At 74.2% G+C, this 23,738-nt stretch carries 21 protein-coding genes and 1 pseudogene; 8 read left to right on the top strand and 14 right to left on the bottom strand.

The genetic code is table 11. The annotated features are described in order from the left end of the window. Positions 1–23: 23 nt before the first annotated feature. Positions 24–638 (top strand): dihydrofolate reductase family protein, encoded by a 615-nt coding sequence (locus ACTWQH_RS22285; protein WP_443288449.1) that lies wholly within the window; start codon positions 24–26, stop codon positions 636–638. Positions 639–659: 21 nt separating this feature from the next. Here the strand turns inward: ACTWQH_RS22285 and ACTWQH_RS22280 are convergent, their stop codons facing one another. Next, positions 660–1,556, bottom strand: coding sequence for an NAD(P)-dependent oxidoreductase (locus ACTWQH_RS22280; RefSeq protein ID WP_443288448.1), 897 nt, complete (start codon positions 1,554–1,556; stop codon positions 660–662). 122 nt (positions 1,557–1,678) lie between these two features. Between ACTWQH_RS22280 and ACTWQH_RS22275 the strand changes: the two genes are divergently transcribed. The 4 genes from ACTWQH_RS22275 (at position 1,679) to ACTWQH_RS22260 (ending at position 6,911) form a co-directional block, all read left to right on the top strand. Next, a complete protein-coding gene (locus ACTWQH_RS22275) occupies positions 1,679–2,152 on the top strand; it encodes an Lrp/AsnC family transcriptional regulator (RefSeq protein WP_443288447.1) in 474 nt (157 codons plus the stop codon). Between the two features lie 86 nt (positions 2,153–2,238). Next, positions 2,239–3,300 carry an alpha/beta hydrolase gene (locus tag ACTWQH_RS22270; protein ID WP_443288446.1) on the top strand — a complete coding sequence of 354 codons (1,062 nt, stop codon included), beginning with the start codon at positions 2,239–2,241 and terminating at the stop codon, positions 3,298–3,300. 66 nt (positions 3,301–3,366) lie between these two features. Then, positions 3,367–3,777 (top strand): hypothetical protein, encoded by a 411-nt coding sequence (locus ACTWQH_RS22265; RefSeq protein ID WP_443288445.1) that lies wholly within the window; start codon positions 3,367–3,369, stop codon positions 3,775–3,777. Between the two features lie 98 nt (positions 3,778–3,875). Then, positions 3,876–6,911: a tetratricopeptide repeat protein gene (locus tag ACTWQH_RS22260; protein ID WP_443288444.1), complete on the top strand. Its 3,036-nt coding sequence runs from the start codon at positions 3,876–3,878 to the stop codon at positions 6,909–6,911. Here the strand turns inward: ACTWQH_RS22260 and ACTWQH_RS22255 are convergent. From ACTWQH_RS22255 to ACTWQH_RS22240, 4 genes and pseudogenes are all read right to left on the bottom strand, one after another. Further along, complete coding sequence (locus tag ACTWQH_RS22255) at positions 6,893–7,447, bottom strand: dihydrofolate reductase family protein (RefSeq protein ID WP_443288443.1); 555 nt, start codon at positions 7,445–7,447, stop codon at positions 6,893–6,895. The two genes, ACTWQH_RS22260 and ACTWQH_RS22255, sit on opposite strands and share 19 nt — an antisense overlap. Positions 7,448–7,503: 56 nt before the next feature. Further along, positions 7,504–8,211, bottom strand: coding sequence for a helix-turn-helix domain-containing protein (locus ACTWQH_RS22250; protein ID WP_443288442.1), 708 nt, complete (start codon positions 8,209–8,211; stop codon positions 7,504–7,506). Positions 8,212–8,243: 32 nt separating this feature from the next. Further along, a pseudogene (locus ACTWQH_RS22245) lies at positions 8,244–10,043 on the bottom strand (beta-galactosidase domain 4-containing protein); the annotation flags it as partial. 269 nt (positions 10,044–10,312) lie between these two features. After that, on the bottom strand, positions 10,313–11,290 hold the full coding sequence (locus ACTWQH_RS22240) for a GlxA family transcriptional regulator (protein WP_443288441.1): 978 nt from the start codon (positions 11,288–11,290) through the stop codon (positions 10,313–10,315). Positions 11,291–11,405: 115 nt separating this feature from the next. Between ACTWQH_RS22240 and ACTWQH_RS22235 the strand changes: the two genes are divergently transcribed. Beyond that, positions 11,406–12,350 carry an NADP-dependent oxidoreductase gene (locus ACTWQH_RS22235; protein ID WP_443288458.1) on the top strand — a complete coding sequence of 315 codons (945 nt, stop codon included), beginning with the start codon at positions 11,406–11,408 and terminating at the stop codon, positions 12,348–12,350. Positions 12,351–12,428: 78 nt separating this feature from the next. Here ACTWQH_RS22235 and pspAA read toward each other — a convergent pair whose 3' ends face one another. From pspAA to ACTWQH_RS22205, 6 genes are all read right to left on the bottom strand, one after another. Further along, on the bottom strand, positions 12,429–12,707 hold the full coding sequence (pspAA, locus tag ACTWQH_RS22230; RefSeq protein ID WP_443288440.1) for a PspA-associated protein PspAA: 279 nt from the start codon (positions 12,705–12,707) through the stop codon (positions 12,429–12,431). Next, positions 12,704–13,441: a PspA/IM30 family protein gene (locus ACTWQH_RS22225; protein ID WP_443288439.1), complete on the bottom strand. Its 738-nt coding sequence runs from the start codon at positions 13,439–13,441 to the stop codon at positions 12,704–12,706. Before ACTWQH_RS22225 ends, pspAA begins: the two co-directional genes overlap by 4 nt. A gap of 555 nt (positions 13,442–13,996) precedes the next feature. Further along, positions 13,997–14,632 (bottom strand): GTP-binding protein, encoded by a 636-nt coding sequence (locus ACTWQH_RS22220; protein WP_443288438.1) that lies wholly within the window; start codon positions 14,630–14,632, stop codon positions 13,997–13,999. Next, positions 14,577–15,020: a DUF742 domain-containing protein gene (locus tag ACTWQH_RS22215; protein WP_443288437.1), complete on the bottom strand. Its 444-nt coding sequence runs from the start codon at positions 15,018–15,020 to the stop codon at positions 14,577–14,579. The genes ACTWQH_RS22220 and ACTWQH_RS22215 overlap by 56 nt, the downstream gene beginning before the upstream one ends. Positions 15,021–15,034: 14 nt before the next feature. Further along, a complete protein-coding gene (locus tag ACTWQH_RS22210) occupies positions 15,035–15,520 on the bottom strand; it encodes a roadblock/LC7 domain-containing protein (protein ID WP_443288436.1) in 486 nt (161 codons plus the stop codon). Next, on the bottom strand, positions 15,501–17,981 hold the full coding sequence (locus tag ACTWQH_RS22205) for an ATP-binding protein (protein ID WP_443288435.1): 2,481 nt from the start codon (positions 17,979–17,981) through the stop codon (positions 15,501–15,503). The genes ACTWQH_RS22210 and ACTWQH_RS22205 overlap by 20 nt, the downstream gene beginning before the upstream one ends. A 433-nt stretch (positions 17,982–18,414) precedes the next feature. Here ACTWQH_RS22205 and ACTWQH_RS22200 point away from each other — a divergent pair, with 433 nt between their 5' ends. Together ACTWQH_RS22200 and ACTWQH_RS22195 are read left to right on the top strand one after the other, a co-directional pair. After that, entirely contained in the window at positions 18,415–19,560 is a 1,146-nt protein-coding gene (locus ACTWQH_RS22200) for a substrate-binding domain-containing protein (RefSeq protein WP_443288434.1), read from the top strand. Between the two features lie 213 nt (positions 19,561–19,773). Continuing rightward, a complete protein-coding gene (locus ACTWQH_RS22195) occupies positions 19,774–20,121 on the top strand; it encodes a DUF1330 domain-containing protein (RefSeq protein ID WP_443288433.1) in 348 nt (115 codons plus the stop codon). Between the two features lie 93 nt (positions 20,122–20,214). On the opposite strand, the gene ACTWQH_RS22190 is transcribed toward ACTWQH_RS22195, so the two are convergent. The 3 genes from ACTWQH_RS22190 to ACTWQH_RS22180 all read right to left on the bottom strand — a co-directional run bounded on the left by ACTWQH_RS22190 (position 20,215) and on the right by ACTWQH_RS22180 (position 23,712). Then, positions 20,215–21,519 carry a glycoside hydrolase family 27 protein gene (locus tag ACTWQH_RS22190; protein WP_443288457.1) on the bottom strand — a complete coding sequence of 435 codons (1,305 nt, stop codon included), beginning with the start codon at positions 21,517–21,519 and terminating at the stop codon, positions 20,215–20,217. 160 nt (positions 21,520–21,679) lie between these two features. Further along, on the bottom strand, positions 21,680–22,906 hold the full coding sequence (locus tag ACTWQH_RS22185; RefSeq protein ID WP_443288456.1) for a PP2C family protein-serine/threonine phosphatase: 1,227 nt from the start codon (positions 22,904–22,906) through the stop codon (positions 21,680–21,682). Positions 22,907–23,076: 170 nt separating this feature from the next. After that, positions 23,077–23,712, bottom strand: coding sequence for a hypothetical protein (locus tag ACTWQH_RS22180; protein WP_443288432.1), 636 nt, complete (start codon positions 23,710–23,712; stop codon positions 23,077–23,079). Positions 23,713–23,738: the final 26 nt, after the last annotated feature.

Here is a 23,738-nt window from a genome sequence, read left to right as displayed (position 1 = left end):
TTCAGACCTTAGGGAGCAGCGTCATGAGGAAGATCACCGCCAGCCTGTTCATCTCGCTCGACGGCGTCGTGGAGGCCCCCGACCAGTGGCACTTCCCGTACTTCAACGACGAGATGGGCGCTGCCGTCGACGCCGGCCTCGGCCAGGCCGACACCCTGCTCTTCGGCCGCCGGACCTACGACAGCTTCGCCGGCGCGTGGCCCGAGCGCGAGGCGGCGGGCGGCGAGGACGCCCACTTCGCGAAGAAGCTCGGCGACATGCGCAAGATCGTCGCCTCGCGCTCGGAGCTCAGCTTCACCTGGCGCAACTCCGAGCAGCTCCGGGGCGACCTCGCGGCGGCCGTCACCGCCCTGAAGGCCGAGCCGGGCGGGCAGATCGGCCTGAGCGGCTCGGTCTCCGTCGTCCGCCAGTTGCTGGCCGCCGGGCTGCTGGACGAGCTGCACCTGCTGGTGCACCCGATCGCGGTGCGCAAGGGCATGCGCCTGTTCGACGAGGGCGAGCCCTCGATCCCGCTGAAGCTGCTGTCGTCGGAGACCTTCGCCACCGGAGTGCTGAACCTCGTCTACGCCCCGGCCGACGCGGCGGGCAGCGGCGGCTACGAGGACGCCAAGGCCCACCTGCCGCAGGCGGAGCGGTAACCCGCGTGCCCGCGTGGAGCGTCACGAACGGCCGATCGCCCCGGTGCGCGCCTCGATGGCCTCGACGACCGACACCATGTCGAGCCGCCCGTTGCCGAGTCCCACGCTCTCCCCGTACAGCTCGCTGCTCAGGTCCAGCAGCGGCGAGGCGATTCCCGCCGCACGCGCCGCGTCCGCGATGAGCCGGGTGCTGTTGAAGGCGTCGGACGTCGCCGCCTGCACCGAGAAGTCCCGCGCCATGAGCTTGGGAACCTTCACGCGCGTGATGCCGCTGGCCGTCTGCCCGGAGTCGATGGCGGCCTGGAAGGTGCCGAGGTCCAGCCCGTGCCGGTCGGCGAAGTGCACGGCCTCGGCCAGGCCGGCCAGCGTGGTGACGAGGTAGAGGTTGACGGCCAGCTTCATCAGGAGGGCGTTGCCGACGGGGCCGCAGTCCACCGTCTCCCGGCACATGGGGGCGAGCAGCGGGCGCACCTCCGCGACGGTCTCCGGGTCGCCGCCCAGCATCGCGACCAGCTGCCCGGCCTCGGCGGGCTTCCGCGACCCGGACACCGGGGCCTCGACGTAACGCCCGCCCGCGGCGTGGACGTCGGCCGCGAGCCCGCGCGAGTAGCCGGGCGCGTTCGACCCCATCGACACCAGGACGCGGCCGGAGACCAGCGCCGCGAACTCCGGCGTGCCACGGCCCAGCACCGCGTCCGTCGCCGCCTCGTCGAACAGCATGACGATCACGACGCGGGCGCGGGCGAAGACCTCGGCGACGCTGGACGCGACGCGCGCGCCGGCGGCCCGCAGCGGCTCGGCGCGCCCGGCCGAGCGGTTCCAGACGAGGAGCGGCGTGCCGGCCCTGGCCAGGTTCAGCGCCATGGGCTGGCCCATCACGCCGAGCCCGACGAAGCCGACCGTCGAAGCGCGTGCCATGTCCTCAGCTCCCCGTCCGCCGCTCCCCACCCGCCGTCGATGGGCAGCCTAGCCCACTGCCTGTGGCATTGGATTGCGTTCTCTGCTACCACCTCTGCGGTCATTGGCATAAAATTCCAACCATGGCGGTAACGACGAGGCGACTGGACGACATCGACCGCCGCATCCTCCGCGTGCTCCAGGAGCAGGGGCGCATCCAGAACAACGAGCTCGCCGAGCGGGTCGGCCTGTCGCCCTCGCCGTGCCTGCGCCGCGTCAGGATGCTGGAGGAGTCCGGCGTGATCGAGCGCTACGTCGCCCTCCTCGACGCCTCGAAGATCGGCATGGGCCTGACCGTCTTCGCCCGCGTGTGGCTGACGGACCAGCGCGCCGAGACCGTGGAGCACTTCACGGAGGAGGTCGAGCGCCTCCCGCAGATCGTCGAGTGCCATCTGATGGCGGGAGACTGCGACTTCCTGCTGCGCGTCGTGGCGGCCGATCTCGACGCCTACCGCCGGTTCCAGGTCGACCACCTGACCCGCATCGAAGCGGTGCGGAGCGTCAAGACGGAGATCCCGATGCAGCGGATCAAGCTGACGTCCGAGCTGCCCCTGTGACCGGCGTCCCGCCGGGCGCGTGCCGTGGGGTATCCGGATCCCGCACGGCCGATCACACTGGAGTGTCCATGAACCCGAGGAACCCGATGACCCCGATCGCCCCGATCACCCCGCCGCGAACGGCGTTACGCCGCATCGCCCCGCTCGCGCTGGCGTTCGCGCTCGTCTGCGCGGCGCTGCTGGCCGCGCCCCGCGCCGACGCCTCCGCGCCCGGGGCGGCGAGCCCCGTCTGCACGACGCACGACCTCGCCGTGCGCCTCAGCGACCCCGGCCCGGCGGACCAGACGCTGCGCGGCCGGCTGTGCCAGCCCAGCGGGCAGCGGCCGAGCACCGTGCAACTGCTGGTGCACGGCCTCACCTACAACCACTCGTACTGGGACTTCCCGGCCATAGACGCCTCCCACTCCTACGTCAGGGCCGCGGTCGCCGCCGGATACGCCACCTTCAGCGTCGACCAGATCGGCGCCGGCGACAGCTCCCACCCGCCCAGCGCGGCCGCCACGCTGCCCGCGACCTCCGTCGCGCTGCACGACGCCATCACCGCCCTGCGCTCCGGCGAGGTGGGAGGGCAGGCGTTCGACCGCGTGATGTGGGTCGGGCACTCCTACGGGTCGATCCACGCCTGGTACGAGATCCCCCGCTACCGGGACGTGGACGCGGCGATCCTGACCGGCGTGCTGGACTACCTCAACCCCGGCTTCACCGACCCCACCTACCCGGCGGTCGAGGACCCGAAGTTCGCGGGCTCCGGGCTCGACCCGGGCTACGTCACCACCCGGCCCGGCACCCGGGGCAGCGCGTACTACGCCCCGGCCACCGCGGATCCGGCCGTGGTCGCGGCGGACGAGGAGGCGAAGGACACCGCGCCGGTGCCGCTGAGCCCGCCGCCGGCGTACCCGCACGACATCGGGGTGCCGACGCTCCTGGTCGTCGGCGCCGAGGACGCCGCCTACTGCCAGGGGGCCACGGAGTTCGACTGCGACGACCCCGGGACCGTGCACGCCTTCGAGTCGCTGTACTACACGCCGGAGACGCCCCTCACGGTCGAGACGGTGCCCGGCACCGGCCATGTGCTCGCCCTGTCCACCACGGCGCCGGTCACCAACGAGATCATGCTCGACTGGGCCAGGGCCCACCTCGCTCCCTGACCGGCGCCGGGCGCGTGTCCCGGCGGACGCTACCGTGAGAGTGACCGGGCAGAGGGAGGGGTGAGGATGCTTCCCAGGGCACTGGCGCAACTCGCGGCGGACGCCGGCACGGCCATGGCCGACGCCGCCGGCACCGGGCGGTGGGAGCCGTTCGGGCGGCGCGTCGCCGCCTGGTTCGCACGCTGGGCCGGCGGCGACGCACCGCCCGACGCTGGGGCGACGCGGGCGGAGGCCTGGACGGCCCGCGTCGCGGCGGCCCTTGAGGGGCTGGCGGAGGACGAACGCGAGCGCGCCGCCGCGGAGCTGGCCGCGCTGCTGGCCGCCGGGACCGCCGAGTCCGCCCCGGGTCCCCGCCACACGGTGGCCGCCGCCGGGGACATGCGGGTCAGCGCGAGAGGCGGCGGCGTCGCCGCCGGCGTCGTCCAGGGGGACGTGACCCTCGGCCACCCTCGGATGCCGGCTCCGCCCCAGGGCTGAGCGGAGACCCGGCGCCCCCACCCCCAGGCCCTGTCCGCGCGCCACGCGGCGGCAGCGCACCCGGCGCACCACCGGATCAGCCCGCGTCGTCGGACGCGGTGCATGGGCGTACGTGGGCGAGCCCGGCAACGCAGCACCCCAGCCACCATGCCGCTGCCGCGGCGTGGGCCGCGGCCGGCGGCGCGGGCCCGGCGCACCACCGGACGGCCGCCTCCGCCCACGACGGCGGCGTGGCGTTCGGCCTGGTGCTCGGCGGCGTGCACCAGCACCATCACCAGCATCTCCACCACCCGCCGCCGGTGTCCTGGCCGCACCTGATCGGGGTCATCCCCCGCGAGGCCGACAGCTTCCAGCGCCGCGCGGAGGCCGACGAGCTGGAGGCGGCCGGCTGCCAGGTCCTGACCGGCATGGGCGGCGTCGGCAAGACCCAGCTCGCCGCCCACCACGCCCGGCGCGCCTGGCAGGCGGGCGAGGCCGACCTCCTGCTCTGGATCACCGCCACCTCCCGCCAGGAGATCGTCAACGCCTACGCCGACGCCGCCGCCCGCATCCTGTACGCCGACCGCGCGGACCGCGCCGACCCGGAGGCCGCGGCGCGCGCGTTCCTCGCCTGGCTCGAGCCGGGGCCGGCGTCCCCGGGCCCCGTCCGGTGGCTGATCGTGCTCGACGACCTCGGCGACCCGGCCGACCTCCACGGGCTCTGGCCCCCCGCCGGCCCGCACGGCCGGACCCTGGTCACGACCCGCCGCCGCGAGGCGAGCCTCGCCGGGCGCGGCCAACGGCGCGTCGCCGTCGGCCTGTTCAGCCCCGCCGAAGCCGTCGGCTACCTCACGACGGCCCTCGCCGCCCGCCGCCGCCACGAGCCGCGCGAGCAGCTCGACGCCCTCGCGCGCGACCTGGGATGCCTGCCGCTGGCCCTCGCGCAGGCCGCCGCGTACCTCGTCGACACCGGCCTGGACAGCGCCGCCTACCGCCGCCTGCTCGCCGACCGCGCCCGCGCTTTCGCCGACATGCTGCCGGACCCTTCCGGGCTCCCCGACGACCAGACGACCAGCGCCGCCGCGGCCTGGTCGCTCTCCCTCGACCGGGCCGACCAGCTTCCGCCGGCCGGCTGGGCGCGCCCCATGCTGCGGCTGGCGGCCGTCCTCAGCCCCAACGGCATCCCGGCGACCGTCCTCACCGCCCTCCCGGCGCTGGCGTACCTCGCGGGCCCGCAGGACGGGCAGGCCGGTCCCCACCCCCTCCCCTTCGGCCACGCTGTCGCCGCCGAGCGCGCCACCCGCGCGCTGCGCGCCCTGCACCGCCTCAGCCTCGTCGACCACTCCCCCGGCGACCCCGACAGGACGGTCCGCGTCCACCAGCTGGTCCAGCGCGCCGTCCGCGACGACCTCGGCGCCGCCGAGCGGGACCGCGTCGCCCGCGTCGCCGCCGACGCGCTGGCGGCGGCCTGGCCCACGTGGGAGCGGGACGCCGCCCAGAGCGAGATCCTGCGCGCCAACGCCGAGGCGCTGAGGGAGCACGCGCCCGAGGCGCTCTACCGGCCCGACGGCCACCACCTGCTCATCCTGAGCGGCGACAGCCTGGGCCTCAGCGGCCGGGGCGCCGCCGCCGTACGCCACTTCCAGCACGTGGTCGACACCGCCCGGGCCCTGCTCGGGCCCGACCACCGCCTCACGCTGGACGCGCGGGGGCACCTCGCGGGCTGGCGCGGCGAGGCCGGGGACCCGGCGGGAGCGGCGGCGGCGTTCGCCGGACTCCTCGCCGACCGCGAGCGGGTGCTCGGGCCCGGCCACGCCCGCACGGTGATCGCCCGCCGCAACGTGGCCCTGTGGCGCGGGGTGGCCGGAGAGGCCGCCGCCCAGGCCGTCGTCGCCGAGCTGGCCGACGTCCTGGAGCGGTCCCGGCGGCTGCTGGGTCCTGGCCACTTCGAGACCCTGCGGACCTGGCGGGAGCTGGCCGACTGGCGCGGGCGGGACGGCGAGCCCGAGGCGGCCGTCCGCGAGCTGTCCGGCCTCCTCGCTCACGCGCGGCGTGTCCTGGGCCCGGACCACTTCTACGCCCACGCCCTGCGGGCCGACCTCGCCGGCTGGCTCGGGGAGGCGGGGCACCCGGCCGGGGCCGCCGCCGCGTTCGCCGCGCTCCTCGCCGACGCCGAACGCCTCCACGGCCCCCATCACTCCATGACGCTGTCGGTGCGTCAGGAGCTCGCCCACTGGCGGGGAGAGGCCGGGGAGTGGAGCGTCGCCGCCGCCGAGCTGGCCGAGGCCCTCGAACAGACCCGCCGCCTGCTGGGGCCCGACCACCCGCAGACACTGGCCGCCCTCGCGGACCTGGCGTACTGGCGGGCCAGGACCGACGACCCGGCCGGGGCGGCCGAGGCGTTCGCCGAGCTCCTCACCGACCAGCTGCGCCTGCTGGGCCCCCGCCACCCCGAAACCCTCGAAACGCGGCGCCTCGTGGCCCACTGGCGGGGGAACGCCGGGGACCCGGCCGCGGCCGTCGCCGGTCTCGCGGCGCTGGTGCCGGACGTGGAGTCGGCCCTCGGCCCGGACTCCGCCGACCTCCTGAGGGTCCGCACCAACCTCGCCCACTGGCGGCGGGCGACGGGCGAGACCGCCGACGCCACCGAGGCCGCCGCCGAGCTGGCCGACGTCCTGGTCCGGCAGCGGCGGGTGATGGGCCCCGACCACCCCGACACGCTCAGCACCCGCCACCGGCTGGCCCTCTGGCACGGCAGGGACGGAGACCCCGCGGGCGCGGCCGCCCGGCTGGCCGACCTCGTCCGCGACCAGGCGCGCGTCCTCGGCCCGCACCACGCCGACACCCTCAGCACGCGCAGCAACCTGGCGCTGTGGCGCGGCTACGCCGGCGACGCCCGGGGGGCGGCCGACGCCTTCGCGGAGCTGGTCCCCCTACGCCGCGATCTGCTCGGCCCCGACCACCCGACGACGCTGCGCACCCGCTTCTTCCACGGCTACTGGCTGCTCTCCGCCGGGGAGGCGGCGCGGGCCGCCGCCGAGCTGGCCGACGTGGTGGAACGCCAGGAGCGCGTGCTGGGGCCCGGCCACGACCAGACGGCGCAGACGCGGAAGGCCCTGGCGGCCGCGGAAGCCGCTCAGCGCGCGGGCCGGTAGCTCGCGATGACCGTGCCGCTGCTGGTGGGCTGGGCGCTGATCAGGTCGAGGTTCTTCAGCGCGGCGTCGTCGGCGAACAGCTTCCTGCGGCCCCCGCCGGCGACCACCGGATGGATGAACAGGTCCAGCTGGTCGAGCAGGTCCCGCTCCAGCAGGGAGCGGACCAGGGTGGGGCTGCCCGCCACCGAGATGTTCCCGCCCTCGCCGGCCTTGATCTCCCCGATCGCGGCGGCCAGGTCGCCCTTGAGCAGCGTGCTGTTGGCCCAGGCGTCGACGCTGTCCAGGGTGGTCGAGGCGACGTACTTGGGCGCGTTGTTGATCCAGTTCGCGAATCCCGCGTCCTCGCCGCTGGTCACCGTCGGCCAGTACCCGGCCCACTCGCTGTAGGTCACCCGGCCGAGGAGCACCGCGTCGCAGGTCTCCATCGTGCCGGCCAGGGACGCGCCCATCTCCTCGTCGAAGGCGTGCTGCCACTGGTCCGGTGACTCGACGACGCCGTCGAGCGAAATGAACAGACCCGAGATGACCTTCCGCATGGCTTCCTCCCCATCGTTCGCGTGTGCTGTGCCGGAGGCTACGGGGTCGGCGGGTCTCATGTCTTGTACAGAAGCGACAGCGGCTCGGACGTCTCCGGCTCGCCGGACAGGCGTGTGGCGGTCCGCCCGACGAAGCGGGCCAGGGAACGCGCCAGGTGCGGCTGGTCGAAGTACCCGAGCCGGTGGACCACCTCGTGGGCCGGGACGCCGCCCTCCTGGAGCAGGACCGCGGCCTGCCGCGCGCGTTCGATCTGCCGGATGGCGCCGCGCGTGAGGCCGGTCGCCGCGACGAAACGCCGCTGGAGGGTGCGTTCCGACACCTCCGGCGGCGCGCCGCGCAGCACGTCGGCGACGATCGGGTCGCGGGCCAGGATCTCCTCGCGCACCAGGCGCCGCACGAACGCCTCGGCGTTGTCGTAGTCGGGAAGGTGCCAGGCGGAGCCCTTCAGCCGGAACGACCTGCCCGTCACGTCGGGGATCTCCACGGCCCCGTCGACGAGCCCGCCGACCGGGAGGTGCGGCATGGACGTGCCGAGCGAGAAGGTGATCCCGAAGAAGGTGGCGTCCTCGGGCACCGGGGCCAGGGTCGCCCGCGTCTCCGGCCCGCGCACGGCCACGCCGACGCGGCCGCGCTCCTCCCAGGCGACCAGCTCGCCGTGCGCGGTGGCGACCGACGTCATCCGGTCGACCTCGGAGCTGTGGCTGCGCCAGACCCGCTCGATGTAGAGCGAGTCGGACGGCCGGCTCTCGACCTCCAGCCCCATCGTGACTCCTGCCCTGTCAGTCCGTCAGTCCGTCAGTCCGTCGCCGTCGGGCGGCGCGAGGCCGCCATCGCGTCGGCGACGGAGGCGAGGGGGCGCAGCCGGTAGGTGTAGGCGTAGTCCTGGTCGGCGAACAGCTTGTACTGGTCGTGGGTGTGCGCGCCCCAGCTGTCGTCGCCGCCCACGCCCATCTGATGGTGTGCGAGCCGCAGCACGACCTCCTCGCGGGGGTCGAGCTGGTAGTCGTGGCGGCGGCCGACGGACAGGTCCTCGGGCGTGTGGAGGAAGAGGATGGTGCCGACCTCCGGGATGTACGGCAGCGAGGACGCGCCGGGGTGCAGGGTGTTGTCGACCTTGATCTCGGCGTTGCCGAAGACGGTGTACGTGGTGGTGTAGGCGGACTCCACGCTGGTGGGGAGGGTCCCGCTGACGGTGATCTCCACGGCTCGGTCGCGCAGCGCGCGCACGCGCACGTCCGTCACGGTCCGGCGGGCGCCGGCGTCGCGCCAGGTCTGGTTGCGGGTGTGCTGCCCGTTGCCCTTGTCGTTGTCGGTGGGGGCGCGCCAGAAGTTCGGCTCGGGGCCGGAGGCGATGAGCTGGGCGCCGGCGGCCTCGTAGGAGGTGATGACGCCGGTGGCCTTGTCGATCGTGACGGAGAAGCCGTCGCCGGTGACCGTGACCGCCGCGTCGCCGTCCTCGTGGCTCAGCGCGGGGACGGCGTCCAGCGGCAGCGGCGTCACGGGCGGGCTGCCGGCGTCCACGGGGAGCTGCTGCCGGGCCACTTCGAAGCCGGCCTCGGCCCAGGGCGTGGGCTCCTTGGTGGTGAAGGAGAGGCGGAGGAAGTGCTCGGCGCCGGGCGCGGGGTCGTCGGGCAGCCGGAACGGCACGGTGATGTCCTTGCCGGTCAGGGGCGGGATGTCGAGCTGGGCGCGGGTGAGGCGGCCGCGCTGCACCACCTCGCCGTCGGCGATGAGGGCCCAGCTTCCGTCGAAGGCGCGGAGGTTGGTGAAGAGGTACTCGTTGGTGACGGTGACGCGGCCGTCGGTGAGGCCGTCCGTGGCGGGTGCGGCGTTGACGGCCTGGTAGACGTGCTTGACCTCGGCGGCCTTGCCCGTGTGGCCGCGGTCGGCGAAGACGATGCCGTCGGCGATGTTGCCGTCATTGGGGTTGTCGCCCAGGTCGCCGCCGTAGGTGAGGTACGTCGGCTGGTCCGGCCGCGTCTCGGTGACCTCGGCGGTGGCCGCGTCGAACCAGAAGCGGACGCCGTCGTCGCCGGGGCCGCCGGTGGTGGAGGCGAGCTCGGCCGCGCTCAGCGCGCGGGCGTGGACGCGCGCGGCCCGGATGGTGCCGCTGAAGGAGCGGGTGGCGTTGTCGACGTCGTAGCCGAGCGCGAGCGGGGCGGTGTTGACGCCGGGCCGCCGCGTGGTGGCCTTGGCGGCCTTCTCCTCGCCGTCGACGTGGAGGGTCAGCGTGCCCGCGCCGGCGTCGAAGACGCCCGCGACGTGGTGCTCGGTGCCGGTCCAGCCCTCGGCCGGCAGCGCCCAGCTCGCGGCGATCCACTCGCCGCCGGCGTGGATGAAGAACTCCAGGCTGTCGCCGCTCTGCTTCAGGGCGTACTGGGTGTCGCCCTTGGCGAGGATGGGCTGGTCGAAGCCGGTGAACGCCTGTGTGATCCAGGCTTCCAGGGTCAGCGAGCCGGTGATGTCGAGGGCGGGGTCGCGGTCGAAGACGGTGGCCCCGTCGACGCCGCCGTCGCGGTCGAAGGTGCCGGAGGGGGCGAGGATCTCGCCGCTCAGCGCGCCGGGCCCGGTCTCCGGGTAGCCGTTGGCGGGCGGCTCCCACGCGGCGCCCTCACGGCCGGCCGCGTGGGCGCCCGGCACGGACCCGAGGGCGAGCACACCGAACCCGGCGGCTCCCGTCTCGAGAAAGCGGCGGCGGCTGACGGGCAGGGGGGAAGGCGGCATGCCCGACAGGCTAGGTAACTGACGGGTTCTGTTCAATACTGTTGACAGTGGTGACGCCGGGACACCGGGCCGGATGGTCATGACGGTCCAGATGGCCCGAATAGCCTGAACGGCCTGAACGGCCTGAACGGCCCGGAGGGTCAGCGGCCCGGCGCCGGGGCGCCGCGGAAGGTGCGCCGGTAGGCGAGCGGCGAGACGCCGATGGCCGCGTGCAGGTGCTGCCGCAGCGAGGTGCCGCTGGCGAAGCCGACCTGCCCGGCGATCTCGTCCACCGCCAGGTCGGTGGACTCCAGGAGGTGCCGCGCCCGGGCGACGCGCTGCTGGATCAGCCAGCGCCCCGGGCTCATGCCCACCTCCTCGTTGAAGCGGCGCGCGAAGGTGCGCAGGCTCATGCGGGCCTGCCGGGCGAGGTCCGCCAGGGTCAGCGGCTCGTGGAGGCGCTCCAGCGCCCACTGGCGGGCGGCGGCCGTGCCGTTCGCCGGGTCCTGGGGCACCGGCTGCTCGATGTACTGCGCCTGCCCGCCGTCCCGCCACGGCGGCACGACGCAGACGCGCGCCACCCGGTTGGCGACCTCGCTGCCGTGGTCCTCGCGCACGAGGTGCAGGCACACGTCGAGCCCGGAGGCGGCGCCGGCCGAGGTCAGCACGTCCCCGTCGTCGACGAACAGGACGTCCGGGTCCAGCGCCACGCGGGGGAACCACGCGCGGAAGACGTCCGCGAGCCTCCAGTGCGTGGTGGCCGGGCGTCCGTCGAGGAGGCCCGCCGCCGCGAGGACGAACGCGCCGGTGCAGATGGAGACGATGCGCGCGCCCGGGGCCACGGCGGCGAGCGCCGCCGCCACGCCGGCGGGCAGCTCCCGGGTGACGCGGGCGGTGTCGAACGGCGGGATGACGACGGTGTCGGCCGTGCCCAGCGCCTGCGGGCCGTGCTGGACGGTGACCGAGAAGTCGGCGTTGGTGCGCACCGGGCGGGCGTCGACGGTGCAGGTCAGGATCTCGTAGCGGCCGTCCGCCGCCCCGAGGACCCGGCTGGGAATGCCCAGCTCGAAGGGGTAGACCCCGTCCAGGGCCAGGACGACGACGCGGTGGGCGCCCGGGGCTTTTCGGCCTTCTCGCATGGCAGGATCCCGTCGAAAGTTGGCAATCATGCCATGGTACGGAACGCGGGTGCGCGCGACGCTGGGACGCATGACGAACACCGCGAGCAACGCGAGCACCGCGAGCACCGCCACCATGCGCGCCATCAGCCAGGACGCCTACGGAGCCCCCGAGGTCCTGAAGGAGGTCCGGCTCCCCCGGCCCGCGCCGGGCCCGAGCCAGATCCTGGTCGCCGTCCGCGCGGCGGGCGTCAACCCGACCGACTGGAAGCACCGCGCCGCCGCCCGGTTCCTGGACCGCCTTCCGCTCGTCCTCGGCTGGGACGTCTCCGGCGTCGTCGAGGCCGTCGGCTACGGCGTCACCCTCTTCAAGCCCGGCGACGAGGTCTTCGGGATGCTGCCCTACCCCTACGGCGTCGGCTCCCACGCCGAGTACGTGACGGCACCCGCCCGCGCCTTCGCCCGCAAGCCCGCCGCCATCGACCACGTCCAGGCCGGCGCCCTCCCGCTCGCCGCGCTCACGGCGTATCAGGCGCTCGTCGACACCGCCGGGCTCCGGGCCGGGCAGCGGGTCCTCGTCCACGCGGCGGCCGGCGGCGTCGGCCACCTCGCCGTCCAGATCGCCAAGGCCCGGGGCGCGTACGTCATCGGCACCGCCAGCGCCCCCAAGCACGACTTCCTGCGCTCCCTCGGTGCGGACGAGGTCATCGACTACCACGCCGTCGACTTCGCCGGGGCCGTCGCCGACGTCGACGTGGTCCTCGACGCGCTCTCGGGCGAGGTCCGCGCCCGCTCCCTCGACGTCCTGCGCCCGGGCGGCATCCTCGTCTCGCTGCTGCCGGGCGCCGGCTCCGATGCCGACGAGGCGGCGAGGGCCGCCGAGCGGGGCGTGCGCGTGGAGACCATGCTCGTCGAGGCCGACCACGCCGGCATGAACGCCGTCGCCGGCCTCGTCGAGACCGGCGAGCTGCGCGCCCACATCGAGGCCGCCTTCCCGCTCGCCGAGGCCGCCAAGGCCCACGCCCTGGGCGAGACCGGCCGCACCACCGGCAAGATCGTGCTGATCGTCCCGGGGGCGTGAGGGCGCGTCAGTCCTTACGGTACGGCCCAGCAGCGCGAGGGCGTTTCATCCCGGAATCAGCCTGGAGTCATCCCGGAATCATCCGGGAATCAGGCCTTCCCCGCTCAGCAGCTCCGCGACCTCCGCCAGGCCGGCGTCCGGTCCGGGCAGCACCAGGTCCGAGGGGGTGAGGACGTCGGCCGGCAGGGGCGTTCCCAGGCGGCGCACGGCGTCCAGCAGGTCCCGCAGCGCGGCGGCGAACGCCCGCTCGTCGCCCGATTCGACGGCGCGCTGCGCCGCCGCGTCCAGGTCGTTGAGCTCGTCGAGGTGAGCCGCGTCGATCTCGTACTGTGCCTCGCCGAGGATGCGCATGATCACGATGCGGAGCCCTCCTTCCCAGCCTCCCCCGGCGGGAGCTGGGCCTTCATCCGCTCCAGCTCCCGCTCCACCTCGCCGCGCGTGGACACGGCCTCCAGCTCCGCCTGGATCTCGTCCCGGCCGGGCGGCAGGGTCGCGTCCTCGAGCGCACCGGAGGCGAGCAGCTCGTCCAGCGCTCCGGCGCGGGCCTGCATCTGGTCGGTCTTGTCCTGGGCGCGCTGCATCGCCATGCCGACGTCGCCCATCTCCTCGCCGATGCCGGTGACCGCCTCGCCGACGCGGGTCTGGGCCTCGGCCGCGGTGTACCGGGCCTTGATCGTCTCCTTCTGGGTGCGGAAGGCCTCCACTCTGGCCTCCAGGCGCTGCGAGGCGACCGTGAGCTTCTCCTCCTCGGCCCGCAGCGCGTCCTGCTGCCCGCGCAGGTCCGCGATCTGGGAGGTCACCGCGGCGCGCCGGGTCAGTGCCTCGCGGGCGAGATCCTCGCGTCCGGCGGCGAGCGCCTGCTGCGCCTGCTCGTTCAGCTTCTCGCCGGACTGCCCGAGCTGGACGATCTGCGTCTCGACGCGCTTGCGGCTGGTGGCCACGTCCGCGACGCCGCGACGCACCTTCTGGAGCATCTCCTGCTGCTGGGTGTAGGAGTAGTCGAGCACCTCGCGCGGGTCCTCGGCGCGGTCCAGGACCTTGTTCGCCTTGACCCGGAAGAGGCCGGCGATGCGCTGAGCGATGCTGGCCACGGCGACCCGCCTCCGTACTCCTCGCGTGCTCCTCGCGTACTCCTCCAGCCTCCGGCGCCACGCCCCGGGCCGCAAATCCGCCGCCTGGAGGCCGTGGCGCACTCGCGCGGCTGCGTGCTTGCGCCACCGCTCTGACATGGGAAAACGCGCCGCCGGCAGGTCGCCGCACCGGCTCGGTGGAGCTGCGGGCCGCGCGCTGCGGGCGCCGCTCCGGAGGCGGTGGCCGAGGGGGTGTCACGAGGCGATCGTCACCGACTTCGGGCACGTCGGCGTCGCCGACGCCCCGTTCCAGCGCTGCGTGCGGGCGCTGCTCCGGCGGTGCGGCTGGCCGCGGAGGGCCTGCTCGTCCCCAGCGCCCGGCCGCCAGCGCGGCCCGCGGCCCGCGGCCCGCCCGGCTGGGGCGTCCCGGTCGACGGCTCGCCGGGCAGGGCGTGGGCGCCGCCTTCGCGAACCCCGCGCGACCGACGGCTTCGCCGTGGCCGGGGCGCCGCTCGTCGCCGCCCCCCCGCGCGCCAGATGGGCCTCCCCGCGTGGAGGAGCGGCGCTGACGGCGGCTCAGCCCGCGTGGGCCGTCTCGGCGCGGGAGAGGGCGACGTCGAGGACGACCAGCAGCGCGTCGCGCACCGAGCCGGTGTCGCGCGCGTCGAAGACGACCAGCGGGGTGTGGTCGGCGATGTCCAGCGCCCACCGCACCTCGTCCAGGTCGTGCTCGATCTGCCCGTCGAAGGCGTTGATGGCCACGGCGAACGGCACCCCGCGGTGCTCGAAGTAGTCCACCGCCGCGTAGCAGTCGTCCAGGCGGCGCGTGTCCACGATCACCAGGCCGCCCACGGCGCCCTCGACGATGTCGTCCCACATGAAGCCGAACCGGTCCTGGCCCGGCGTGCCGAACAGGTACAGCTTCAGCGTCGGGTCGATGGTGATGCAGCCGAAGTCCATGGCGACCGTGGTCGTGGACTTCCCTGGCGTGTGCGTCAGGTCGTCCACGCCCGCCGCGACCTCCGTGATGGCGGCCTCGGTGGTGAGCGGCCGTATCTCGGATATCGCGCCCACGGCGGTGGTCTTGCCGACCCCGAAGCCGCCGGCGATCACCATCTTGACGGGCAGCGGCGGCTGTTCGGCGCGCTCTGCACGTTCAGCTGGTGTCGCGGAGTGTGTTGCCCCCGGAGTCGGGGACGGCACGGAGACCATCGATAACCCTTCGCAGTACGGAGATGTCCTGGACTGTGCCGGCGTTCGGCCGGTGGATCGCCAGATGCCCGGCGGTGCACAGGTCGTCGGCCAGCACACGAACCACGTTCAGGTGCAGCCGCAGCCGGGCGGCCAGTTCCGCCACCGACTGCGGCTGACGGCAGGCGGCGACGATGTCGTGCTGCTCGAAGGCGAGCGAGTGCAGGGCCCCCAGCCCGGCCGAGGTGGCCACGACCTGCGTCTCCAGCGGGAGCGGCGGCCCGGCGCTACGCCCCGACACCCGGCCGGCGGTCAGCAGGAACGGCCGGATCGCCAGGGCGCGGCGGGCGTCCCCCGCCGCCTCCGTCTCGCCTGCTTCCTCGTGCGGTGCTGATTCCCCGTCGGCCATCACGGTCCCTCCGGTCAGCCGGCCGGCGTGGCGCCGACGCTCTTCTTCAGCTCCAGTACGAGCTGTGGGGTGAGCGCCGCGCCGGCCCGGTTGGCGAAGAGCGTCATCTCGTAGGCGATGTTGCCGAGCTTCGCCTCCTTGGTGGCCACCACGCCGAGGACGGCGCCGCAGCCGATGGACGACACCAGGACGTGGCCGCCCTCCAGGTCGATGATGACCTTGTTGAGGCCGCCCAGGCCGTAGTTGCCGGAGGCGCCCGAGGCGAGGCTGGTGAGGCCGGAGACGATCGCGGCGAGCCGCTCGGAGTCGCCCTGGTCGCGGAGTTGGGAGACGGCGATCAGCAGGCCGTCGGACGACACGGCGATCGCGTCGACGACCCCCGCGGTTTCGGTGGCGAACCGGTCGAGCAACCAGGTGAAATCGGCCGCGGCGGCTCGCAGGTCGGTGGGCTCCCCCGGTTCCGCCAGTTCGGAAACGCTGTCACCTGTCGGCGTGGTCACTGCCCGACTCCTTTTGTTCCTGGGATGGCGAAGGTGCGTCGTCTGCTGTTCGCTCCGCATCGTGCTCGGCCCGGCGTACGGCCGACTCGAGCTCGTCCAGCTCGGAGCGGACCGCGTCGGCGTCGACGGGCGGCCGTACGGCGGCGGTCCCCCGGTCGGCCGGCGCGATGGTCCTGGCGAGCGTAGCGCCCCGCACGCGCCGCCTGAGGGGCCGAGGGCCGGAGGCCACCTCCGCACCATTGCGGATGGGGAGCGAGGGCAGGGTGCCGTCGGCCGGAGCCGGTACCGGCGCCGTGGCCACGGGCCGCCCCTCGCGGTCGGCCGGCGCCGGAACCGGAGCCGTAGCCGTAGCCGTAGCCGGGGCCGTAGCCGGGGCCGAGGACGCCGCCCGCTGCGGCGGAGCGGCGGCGACGGCCCTGGCCGGGCTCGCGGCCGGGGACGGCACGGGGTCCGCCGCGCCCTCGTCCACCAGCAGCGAGGCGGGGATCCACACGGTGCCGGTGACGCCGCCCCCCGGCGTGCGGCTCAGCGTGACCCGCACGCCCCAGCGCCGGGCGAGGGTGCCGACCACGAAGAGGCCGAGCACCTTGGTCGGGACGAGGTCGAGCCGCTCGCGGCGGATCAGCCGGGCGTTCTCCTCGGCGAGGCGTTCCGCGGTCATGCCCAGGCCGTGGTCGATGACCTCGACCAGGGCGCCGCCGTCCGACGTCACGTCGGTGCCCGGCCGGACGACGACCTCCACGGGGGCGTCGGAGGGCGAGAACGCGGTGGCGTTCTCCAGCAGTTCGGCGAGCATCAGCGTCAGGTCCCCGATCACGTCAGGGCCGACGGTGACCTCGGTCTCGGACCGCAGGGACACCCGCTGGTACCCCTCGATCTGGCTGAGCGCCGCGCGGATGACGTTGGCCAGGGCGGTCGGCTGGGCGTCGACGCCCGTCTCGCGGCTGCCGGCGAGCAGCATCAGGCTGTCGGCGTTGCGCTGGAGGCGCACCGCGATGTGGTCGATGCGGTACAGCCGCTCCAGCACGTCGGAGTCGGTCTCCTCGCGCTCGACGGCGTCGATCAGCGTGAGCTGACGGGTCACCAGGTTGGAGACGCGGTGCCCGACGTTGCCGAACATCTCGGCGACGTTGCGGCGGCTCTGCACCTGGCGTTCCAGCAGCGCCGCGGCGGTGACCTGGACCTGGTTGAACGCCTCGGCCAGCCTGCCGATCTCGTCGCGGACCGGGACGGGGATCGCGTGCGGCCGCAGCGGCGTGGTGTCGTCGGCGGACTCGTCGGAGTCGTCGTCCGCGACGCGGGCCAGCTCATCGCCGGCCACGTCGGCCACCCGCTGGGCCGCGCGGGTCAGGGCGGCGAGGGGACGGACGACCGAACGCCGCGCCAGGACCGTGAACGCCAGCCACGCGGCGAAGCCCAGCGTCGCCAGGCCCACCAGCAGCAGCGCCTGCCCCAGGGCTCCGGCGGAGTCGTCGTCGGCCTGGGCCGCGATCTCGCCGATCAGCGACCGCGTGATGCCCAGGCGGGCGTCGGACTGCTCCGCGCCCGCCGCGATCGCGTCGCGCAGCTCCTGCGGCGTCTGGGCCTGCAGGGAGCCGGGATTGACCTGGAGCCCCGCGAACTTGGACTCGATGCCGTTCTCCTCGGAGGCCCGCTCGATGCCGCTCAGCGTCAGCACCTGGTCGGGCGCGGCGATCCTGGCGAACCGTTCCGCCTGCTGCTTGAAGACCTCGCGGGCGCCGACCGCGCGGGAGTACTCGGTGAGGGCGTTGGCGTCCCGGGTCTGTGCGGAGAACACGGCGCTCTCGAACGCCGCGTGGGCGGCGTCGGCGCGCAGCACCGTGTCGAGCAGCGTGACGGCCGAGGAGGACTCGCTGTCGGAGATGTGGTCGAGCCCGATGCCGTCGATCAGGTAGTCGACGGCCGAGGAGTACGCCGGGTCGATGTTGGCGCTGGGCACGTGGCCGCGTTCCAGCCGCTCGCGCAGCACGGACAGGCCGTCGAGGTACTCGAGCGCCTCGGCCTGCTCCTCCGGCAGGTCCGAGCCGAACGCCGAGCGCACGGCCTCGATGCCGGCGTCCGTCTGGCGCTGCGCCTCGCGGTAGTCGCTGATCGAGGGCAGCGTCGTGCTGCCGGGCTCGGCCGACTCGTACGCCACGGACAGCACGAGCGCCTCGCGGTGCTCGGCCTGCACCTCGTTGATGAGCCTCGCCACCTGCTCGCTGTCGCGCACCAGCCCCGCGGTCCGGCGGGCGTCCAGGGCCTCGTCGACCTGGGTGACGACGCTGATGCAGAGCAGCGTGCCGACGACCGCGACGGGCGCGATGACGAGGACGTTGAGCTTCCGCCGGAACGGCCACCGGTCGATGCCGGCGCCCACCCGCCGCCGGAGCCGGGGCAATCTGTCCCCCCGCTCGGGCTCGCCGGGTTCGGGGGACGGGTCCGCCGGGTTCGCAGACACCTGGCCTCTCCTTCGCTGTACTTCGCCGTACTTCGCTGTACGTCGCGGTGCTTGTCAGCGGTGGCCGAGGTGTCAGGTGCCGAACCGCCGCAGGTCGGGGTGCGGGACATTACCGGCGTGAGGCGGTCGGGGACACATGTGGCCGGGATTCGATTGCAAAGTATTCGTCAAGAGTCGGGAAAGAGCGGTGCTTTGCTGGCTGAGACCTTCTCAGGCCTGGTGGAGGCGGACAGGCGTACTCCTGCTCCCCGGCCAGTCAGATTCCCGTCCCCCACCTCACCTCATCGGCCCGAAGCGCCCGCGCCGCCATCCCCGCCGGTCACGGGCGTGTCACGGGCGCGGACGAGGGCGGCACGGCTGTCGCCCGCCCCTGCTAGCCTCCCTGCCCTGCGAGCCCGGTCCGACCGATCGCGTGCCTGTAAAAGGAGTTCCCGTGCACCCCATACGCAAGGCGCCCACGGCCGCCGCCGCGCTCCTGGCCGTGGCCGCCCTCACGGTCGCCGGCTGCGAGGGCGGCTCCTCCGCCACCGAGTCGGACGCCGAGCCCTCCGGGCCCGGCTGCCCCGACGTCGTCGACAGGGCCAGGCAGGCCGTCGAGGAGGCCCAGGCCGTCGACGCGCCCTGGACGGGCCCCACGACCGGGCCGGAGGCCGTCCCCGACAAGACCATCGTCTACATCGCCCACACCATGACCAACCCCGGCGTCTCCGGCGTCGCCAGGGGCGTCCAGGAGGCGGCGCAGATCCTCGGCTGGCAGGTCGAGACGCTCGACGGCCAGGGCACGGCCGAGGGCGTCCGGGCCGCCTTCGACGAGGCCATGGACCTCGATCCCGACGGCATCGTCATCGGCAGTTTCGACCCCGAGGCCAGCGCCGATGGGCTCGAGGCGGCCAATGACGCGGGCATCCCGGTGATCGGCTGGCATGCCGTCGCCGAGCCCGGCCCCAGCCAGGACCCGGAGCTCTTCACCAACGTCACGACCAGGGTGGAGGACGTCGCCAGGATCAGCGCCGACTGGATCATCGCCGACTCGGACGGCCACGCGGGCGTCGTCCTGTTCACCGACGGGACGCTGCCCTTCGCCAAGAACAAGTCGGACCTCATCAAGGAGGAGCTGGAGACCTGCGCCGGCGTCTCGCTGCTGAGCTACGAGAGCATCCCCATCCCCGAGGCCAACAGGCGCACCGTCGACGAGGTCTCCTCCCTCCTCTCCCGCTTCGGTGACCGGTGGACCCACTCCGTGGCCATCAACGACCTGTACTTCGGCGAGGCCGCCCCCGCCCTGCGCGCGGCAGGCATCGAGGGCGACGGCGCCCCGTTCAACATCGGCGCGGGCGACGGCGACCCGTCGGCGTTCGAGCGCGTCAACGCCAGGGAGTTCCAGGCCGCCACCGTGCCCGAGCCGCTGTACGAGCAGGGCTGGCAGATCGTCGACGAGTTCAACCGCGCCTTCGCGGGCGAGCCCGCCAGCGGGTACGTCGCCCCCGTCCACATCACCACCCGCGCCAACAGCGGCGGCGCGGTCTTCTGGGACTCCGGCGGCTACCGCGTGGCGTACCGCGAGATCTGGGGCCGCTGACGGCGGTGATCACGCGCCGTCAGCTCATCGGCCCTCAGTCCGCCGCGCCCGGGCAGACCTGGTCCGGTCGGGGAGCGGGCCGCCCGCCAGAACCGGCCGACGGCCCCTGGGGTTGACCCACCGCGGCGTCGATGACCCGGCAGGTCATCGACGCGGGCACATCCGGATGCCAGGATCGCCTGCGGAGGAAGCCCGACCGGCCGAGAGGACGCCATGCCCGCCTACGCCATTGCCCACCTGCGGGACGCCGCCCCGCACGCGGAGATCGCCGAGTACATCGAGCGCATCACCGCCACCTTCGAGCCGTACGGCGGCCGCTTCCTGGTGCACGGCACGCGGCACGAGACGAAGGAGGGCAGCTGGCCCGGCGCGGTCGTGGTGATCGGCTTCCCCTCGATCGCCGAGGCGCGGGCGTGGTGGGACTCCCCCGCCTACCAGGAGATCGCACCGCTGCGTTCCCGCCACATCGAGGGCGACATCATCCTGGTCGAGGGCGTGCCCGACGGCTACGACCCGGCCGCCACCGCGAAGGCGATCCGAGAGGCCCTGCCCGCCGAGTAGCCCCCAGGCCGGGCCGGTGGGAACCGGCAGCCGGAGCGAGCACCGTCGCGCCCTGGCTCAGCTCGGTGAAGGCAGCTCAGTCGTCAGTAGTCCTCAGAGAGGGTCGATCGCCAGCCAGCGCACCCCGTGCGCGGGGACGGCGGCCTCGATGGCGTCCCCGGCTATCCGGTGGCCGTCCGGCGTGGCGTCCCGCGTGCCGGCCCAGAGGTCGGTGAGGGACCACGACCTCGCCCCAGCCCCGGAGCCGAGGACGGAGGCGAGGGGGACCCGGACCGTGCGGGCCGACGTGCCGGTCCAGAAGAGGGCGGCGTAGGCACGGTCCCCCTCGGCGGCCCGGGCCGCCCAGACGATGAGCTCGGCGTCGTCGACCGGCTCGCGGACCACCTCGGCGCCGTCGGTGGATCCCCGGACGACCTCGCCGACGGCCGGGACCGTCAGCAGGCCCAGCGTGGCCTCGTCGGTGGACGGCAGGTCGGCGCCGAGCATCAGCGGTGACCGCGCCATGCACCACAGGGTCAGCAGGGTGCGCTGCTCGTCCCAGGTGAGGCGGCTGTCGCGGGGCTCGCCGCGCTCGGCGCGCAGCCCGATGCGTCCCAGCGGCAGCATGTCGGCGTCCGCCCAGCCGCCGGGCCGCTGGAGGGGAGCCCAGCGCGCCAGGCGGGCGAACTGGGCGTGCACGTCCTCCCAGCGGTCCCACAGGTCGTCGGAGACGCGCCACATCTGGGCATTCGCGCGGAGGTGCTCGACGTGGCGGGTGGAGAGGTGGGTGCCCGGGGACAGGGACAGCACCATGGGGCGGCCGCTGCGGGAGATGGCGGCGGCGTACGCCGCGATCTCGCGGTGGTAGTAGGGGGCCTGCATGTCGTCGGCCTTGATGAAGTCGACTCCCCAGTCGGCGAATTGGGCGACCTGGGCGTCGTACCAGGCCTGGGCGCCCGGGTGGTCGTGGTTGAGGCCGTAGTTGTCGGGGTTCCAGACGCAGACGTGGTCGCGGTCGGCGACGTCGCGCGCGGTCCACGAGGTGCCCAGGACGGGCAGGTCGAGTTCGAACGCCCGGCGCGGGATGCCGCGCATGATGTGGACGCCGAAGCGCAGGCCCATGGCGTGGACGGCGTCGGCGAGGGGGCGGAAGCCGGCGCCGCCGGCCGAGGAGGGGAAGCGGCCCGGGGCCGGGAGCTGCCGCCCGAACGCGTCCAGCTCGACCGGGGCGTCGGCGTTGTAGCCGTGGGACCGGGCGGTGGGGTCGTACCAGGCGATGTCGACGACGACGGTGTCCCAGCCGTGCGGCAGCAGGCGGTCGCGCAGGACGCGGGCGTTGGCGAGGACCTCCGCCTCGGTCACGGTCGTGCCGTAGCAGTCCCAGCTGTTCCAGCCCATCGGCGGTGTCGGAGCCAGCATCGTCACGCGTCCCTCCTCGGCGTTGTCGCACGACGATAGCTGGCGCCGCGCCGCGCCGCGGCGGCGGCCCGGGGTGGGCCTCAGCGGGTGGAGTTGGTCTGCGTCAGCGGGCCGAGCCGGCAGGGCAGGACGTTGTACGCGTCGGTGGTGAACGGTCCGGTCAGGCGAAGGCCGCGAGGTGGTCGGCGGAGCCCCCGTGCCACTCGATCATGAAGAGGGTGGCGTCGTCGGTGGTGCGCCCGCCGCGTTCCCCCTTCAGGGTGTGGGAGAGGCGGCGCAGGTCCGCCCGCACCGTCCCTGGCGGCTCCTGCCCCAGACGCTCGACGCAGCGGATGAGGCGTTCCTCGCCGAACAGCTCCCCGCCGGTGACGTGCTCCTCGATGACGCCGTCGGTGTAACACAGCACCCGGTCGCCTCGCTGGAGGCTGTGCTGGGTGATCCGTGGCACCTCGCCGCCGAAGCCGACGGGCAGCGTCGTCGCGCTCTCCAGCTGCCGCACAACCCGGCCGTCGCGGATCAGCAGCGGCGCGGGGTGGCCGGCGTTGACCATCTCCAGCTCGCCGGTGGCGACGTTGATGTGCATCAGCTGCGCGGTGACGAAGTGGTCGGGCCCGAACTGCTGGGAGATGGCCTCGTCCATGAACGTGTACTTCTCGGCCAGGCTGACGAAGACGCGCCGGGCATGCCGGTAGGCGCCGATGGCGACGGTCGCCATCGTCGCGGCGTCCAGGCCGTGGCCCATCGCGTCGATCACGGCCACGTGCAGGATGGTGTCGTTGAGGGCGTAGTCGAAGCTGTCGCCGGCGACGCGGTAGGCGGGCTCCAGGATGCCGGCCAGCTCGGCCTGCGGCACGGACATCGCCAGCGGCGGCAGCAGGGTCCACTGGATCTCCGCGGACACGCTCATCGGCTCCCGGCGCCGGGCCAGGAAGAACTGGTCGGTGTAGGCGTTCTTGGTGACCAGCATGTCGGCGACGAGCCCGGCGAGCCGGCGCAGCAGCCGCCGGTCGTCATCCCCGACGGCACTCATGCTCAGGGCCATCACGCCCACCTGGTCGCTGCCGTCCAGCAGCGGCAGATACATCCGAACGGCGCCGTCGGCCTGCGGAACCTCGATGACGTCGCCGCTGAGGAAGGCCCGGCCGGCCGGGGAATCGGCCATCGGCTCGGGCTGGCCGACGTGCAGCTTCGTGCCCGGCAGCGGCACCAGCAGCTCCTGCGCATAGTCCTGGAGCAGGATGGAGACGTCACGACCGCCGACCCTCGCCATCTCCTCCGCGATCAGCGGGGCGATGAGCTGCGGCGGCATCAGGTGCGCCCTGTCCAGCAGCAGGCCGAGCAGCCGCTCGCCGAAGCCCTCCGACCGGTCCACGATCTCCTCGTCCATGGCCCGGTTCGCCACCTCCTTCCCGCCTCCGCCTCGATCACGCGCCTCCGCACAACGTGACCCGGGAGGCCCGCCCGAGCACGGCATTACGCCGTACGCGGCATGTCGGCGCGTCTGCGCGGCCACGGCGCGTCCTCGTCCACGCCTGTCACACCTCTCAGGGGGAATGGTCAGAGACCGCCGTCCGCGAGCCGGCCGAAGGGGAGCTCGGGGAGGTGGCCGAGCTGAGCGTAGGCGTGCAGCTCGCTCCAGAACGGCACCGAGCCGATGGGCCACCGCTCGGCGGGCACCGCTTCCTGGCCGCGCCCGGCGGGCAGGTCCGCGAGCGAGAGGGCGGGCACGTAAAGATCGGCCTGCACGATGCTGAAGACCGGCGAGGCGTCGTCGGGGCCGACGTACCGGTGGCCCCACAGCGGGGTGAGCCGGGGCACCTCGGCCAGCCGCCGCCGTGCCGCCGACAGCCGGTCCTCCATCGCCGCCGGGGCCGGTCCCCACGCGTGCCACCAGAAGCCGTTGTGCTCGACGTCGTACAGCAGGCCGTCCACGGGATCGTCCACGCGGCCTCGCAGGGCTGCCTCGTCGCCGTGCCGCCAATCCGGAAACCCACGGCCCCTGGCGTCCCCGCGTGAGACCGGGCACACCCGGCTCAGCACCGCGCGCCACAGCGGCGGCATGGTCAGACCCGAGACCCGCTCGGCGCGGTCGAGTTCGGCCGTGCTCAGCCCGGGCGTGAGCTCGTGGCGGTGCGCGTCCTCGCGCAGCCAGGCGACCAGCTCAGCGACCACGCCGGAATCCCGCAGTGCCATGCGGGCACGGTAACCGACGCGCCGGC

The organism is Streptomyces sp. 6N223 (assembly GCF_052246635.1).
Classification (GTDB): Bacteria; Actinomycetota; Actinomycetes; order Streptomycetales; family Streptomycetaceae; genus Streptomyces.
This window is presented reverse-complemented; position numbering and strand designations above follow the sequence as displayed.